The following is a 3,450-nucleotide window of genomic DNA, read 5'->3' as shown; positions in this document are numbered from 1 at the left end:
CAAGCATGGGAGTTTAAATCATCAACAAATTTCAACTCTTTCCTTAATGCTGTGTTGTACCGAAATAACTCGGTTTTGCCAACACCCCGATTATCCATCCAATAACGCAGGACTTTATTCCGAACAAATTGGGTTGTCCGTATTGCCTCATTAATGGCTTCTATCTGATTAGGTTTTGGCTTAACTTTGTATTCTAGTACAAACATTTTGACACTGCTCGACCTACTATCAATATCTTAACACAAAATTCTTTAAGTTGACAATACATATTTATTTAAAGCCGCCCGACCCTACACTAAAGGGCGGGGCTTGTACCCAAATTTTCGGTCATGACTTTATGACAATAACGAATTTTATTCTGACTTTTGGTAGAAATTGCTACCGTTTTCTCAGTTATCAGTTATTTCATCGGTCAGCCTTGAACTACTTTGATCATCTGGAAATCGGGCTAAAAGTTGCTCGGAAGCTGTGAGGCGATCTTTTGCTAATTCAAAAGCACCTGTTTCGATATCAATAGCCACAATCTTTCGATGATTGTCCTTCTCAACCGGCTGACGCACCTGAGACTCATAGATTTCCTGTCCACCTCGAGCAAATTATTCTTTGTTGTAGCGAGGGTGTTGTACTGTCATTGGTTAGACTCTGTTTCAAAGTTTGTCTCTCTATTTTAACCTAGGCTTTCAGCTTTGCTGTCCAATCGGGAATACTGGTTTTGCTATGCTTAATCCAACCTATAGAGAAGTTAATCAACTCAGGCAGGATTTCACGTTTTTATCTCGAGGAATTAAGGGAAGTGGAATCGCTGGGAATATCGATGTTACAGTTAATTATAGCAGCAACCGCAAGAGCGATCGAGCAAGGAAAACAATTAATTCCACGGATTAGACAAGAATTCCCTCTCAGTCAAACAACAGCAAGAACTTTTAGAATTGATAGAGACAATTTTGGTTTATAAGTTACCCTAACAGCTAACGCACCGATCGAGCGATCAATCATTATTATAGATACAGTAACAAATATTTATGAAACTTCATGCTTATTAATCGCCTTGGCATCGATCGCGGGAAAAAATTCCTTAAAGAGACTATATTGTTCGGAAATGACCCTAATCCCGAATTAATTGGCATTTTAGGGGTTTATTTCGTGCAGGGCATTCTCGGACTCTCCCGATTAGCGGTTAGCTTTTTTTTAAAGGACGATTTGGCCTTGAGTCCCTCCCAGATGGGGGCATTAATCGGAGTGGCGGCGATTCCTTGGGTGATTAAACCAGCTTTTGGCTTTCTTTCGGATGGTTTGCCTATTTTTGGCTATCGTCGTCGCCCCTACCTAATTTTATCGGGAATTCTCGGGGTTTTAGCTTGGTTGGCCCTAGCCACTGTGGTGGAGAATGCTTGGCAAGCTACGGCAGCGATCCTGCTTGGTTCCCTTTCTGTCACCATTAGTGATGTCATCGTCGATTCTTTGGTGGTAGAAAGAGCGCGCAAAGAGTCTTTAACTCAATCCGGTTCTCTACAGTCCTTAACTTGGGGAATATCGGCGCTAGGCGGCTTAATTACGGCTTATCTCGGTGGTTGGTTACTGGCACACCTCGGTACTCGTCCTGTCTTCGCTCTCACGGCTATTTTTCCCCTGATTGCCTCAGCCATGGCGTTTTTAATTACAGAGGAAAAAGTCAAGAATAATGATGATGCACAATCTACGCCGAAAGTCAAGGAGCAAATCGGGCAATTATGGTCAGCAATCAGACAAAAATCAATTTTATTACCCACTGCCTTTATTTTTCTCTGGCAGGCTACTCCTAGCGCCGATTCTGCCTTTTTCTACTTCACCACCAACGAGTTAGGATTTGAACCGGAATTTTTAGGACGAGTGCGCTTAGTCACCAGTTTAGCCTCGATACTGGGTATCTGGGTATATCAACGGTTTTTAAAAGCGATTTCCTTTCGTCTAATTTTGGGTTGGAGTACGGTGATGTCTGCGGTTTTAGGAATGACTACCCTACTCTTAGTTACCCATACTAATCGAGCGCTCGGTATTGACGATCATTGGTTTAGTTTGGGGGATAGTCTCATCCTCACCGTCATGGGACAAATTGCCTTTTTACCCGTCTTAATTTTATCGGCCCGTCTTTGTCCCGTGGGCATTGAAGCATCTCTATTCGCTTTATTAATGTCTATCTGGAATATGTCAGGATTAGTTTCCCAAGAAATCGGCGCTTTATTAACCCATTGGTTGGGAGTCACCGAAACTAATTTTGATAACCTTTGGTTATTGGTAGTGATTACTAATCTCTCCACTCTCCTACCTTTACCCCTAATTAAATGGCTACCTTCTACGGATCCGCAATCTCAGGAAGTCAAGAAAACTTTTCCCCCCGCAGAAGTCTTTGAACATCATGTTACTGGTTCTTTAGCTGAACCGGGTTTTATTCCTGAACTTGTCCCCGAATTAATCGAGACAAGAGATTGACAGTCCAGAAAAAGGGTTTCTTTGAGAAACCCTTTTTCTATGGCAAATTCTAAATGCTATCTTCATCTTGCTCAATTGAGAGCAGTTTTTAACTTTTCCAAGACAGAATTGTTTAACGTAATTTTTCCCATTCCTTTTGATGGGGGCAAAAGGTGGCATCAGGCGATTTTTTGTTGAGGGGTTAGATTGATACCGTCAACAATCGGTAACTGATGCTGTAAGCGCAGTCCTAAAATAAGCCAGCCTTCCAAAACTTCCTGTAACTGTTCCTTAGTAGCTTCGAGAGTTGTTTCATTAGCATATACTCCCTCAAATCCCGGACTTTCTCCATAAAAAGTTCCGTCTTCTAGAACTTCATAAGTTGCCAGTGCCATTGCTTGTTTTAGATATTTTGTTAGCATCATTGACAGGAATAAAGCTCAGTGATTATCTCGAAGATTGTTGATTTGATGATCAGTTGTTTTGACCCTAGCGATAATTTTGGCATTTTTCTCCAGAAAACGGGTTTCTCAAAGAAATCCGTTTTCTAAGGGGTTTTGCATTTTTTGCAAGGTTCTTTCTAGCTGCTGTCTTCGTCTTTGACGATTTTCCGCTTCTAAGCGACTAATCGCTTCTTCTAATTGTAATCCAACTAATTCCATCTCTTGACAATTGCGGTGTGCTTTTGCCAAAGTTTGCTTAAGTTGATCAGAATCCCGGGGAAGCTGAGGAACAAAATCCATATTTAACTCCATTCAAGTTTAATTATGAATTAAAGCAAGCAAACAGCTTAAGTCGAAGATGTTCAAAATTGGTAAATCCATAACTTATTCTTTTAATAAGCTTTATTTTGGTATTCATTCCCTCAATTAATCCGTTGGTTGGGCTCTTCGGTTTGTGTTATGCAATGGACGGGGGTTATAAGGGATGGAACCCTTATATAGAAAGGCATTTAGCGATTTTTGTCAATTGTTTTTGATCTAGAGCGAACTAATCAATTAA

At 40.9% G+C, this 3,450-nt stretch carries 5 protein-coding genes and 2 pseudogenes; 2 read left to right on the top strand and 5 right to left on the bottom strand.

Annotation, left to right across the window (positions count from 1 at the left end; all coding sequences use genetic code 11):
• Both EWV84_RS11285 and EWV84_RS11280 read right to left on the bottom strand, forming a co-directional pair.
• Positions 1 to 206: pseudogene (locus EWV84_RS11285) on the bottom strand (RNA-guided endonuclease TnpB family protein); the annotation flags it as partial.
• A 183-nt stretch (positions 207 to 389) separates the two neighbouring features.
• The gene (locus EWV84_RS11280) at positions 390 to 575 is read right to left on the bottom strand and encodes a hypothetical protein (RefSeq protein ID WP_287078072.1); all 186 of its coding nucleotides are present in this window, start codon (positions 573 to 575) and stop codon (positions 390 to 392) included.
• A 137-nt stretch (positions 576 to 712) separates the two neighbouring features.
• On the opposite strand from EWV84_RS11280, the gene EWV84_RS11275 reads away from it, so the two are divergent.
• Positions 713 to 955 carry a DUF2887 domain-containing protein gene (locus tag EWV84_RS11275; RefSeq protein ID WP_287078071.1) on the top strand — a complete coding sequence of 81 codons (243 nt, stop codon included), beginning with the start codon at positions 713 to 715 and terminating at the stop codon, positions 953 to 955.
• A 77-nt stretch (positions 956 to 1,032) separates the two neighbouring features.
• The gene (locus tag EWV84_RS11270) at positions 1,033 to 2,469 is read left to right on the top strand and encodes a folate/biopterin family MFS transporter (RefSeq protein WP_287078070.1); all 1,437 of its coding nucleotides are present in this window, start codon (positions 1,033 to 1,035) and stop codon (positions 2,467 to 2,469) included.
• A 158-nt stretch (positions 2,470 to 2,627) separates the two neighbouring features.
• Here EWV84_RS11270 and EWV84_RS11265 read toward each other — a convergent pair whose 3' ends face one another.
• The 3 genes and pseudogenes from EWV84_RS11265 to EWV84_RS11255 all read right to left on the bottom strand — a co-directional run.
• Positions 2,628 to 2,873: a type II toxin-antitoxin system HicB family antitoxin gene (locus EWV84_RS11265; protein ID WP_287078069.1), complete on the bottom strand. Its 246-nt coding sequence runs from the start codon at positions 2,871 to 2,873 to the stop codon at positions 2,628 to 2,630.
• 105 nt (positions 2,874 to 2,978) lie between these two features.
• Positions 2,979 to 3,191: a hypothetical protein gene (locus EWV84_RS11260; RefSeq protein ID WP_287078068.1), complete on the bottom strand. Its 213-nt coding sequence runs from the start codon at positions 3,189 to 3,191 to the stop codon at positions 2,979 to 2,981.
• Positions 3,192 to 3,213: 22 nt separating this feature from the next.
• Positions 3,214 to 3,330 (bottom strand): annotated as a pseudogene (locus EWV84_RS11255) (transposase); the annotation flags it as partial.
• Positions 3,331 to 3,450: the final 120 nt, after the last annotated feature.

The sequence above is a fragment of the Microcystis sp. M_QC_C_20170808_M3Col genome, assembly GCF_007095505.1.
Lineage (GTDB): Bacteria > Cyanobacteriota > Cyanobacteriia > Cyanobacteriales > Microcystaceae > Microcystis.
Note: the sequence above shows the minus strand (reverse complement) of the source record. Positions and strands in the feature narration are given on the sequence as shown.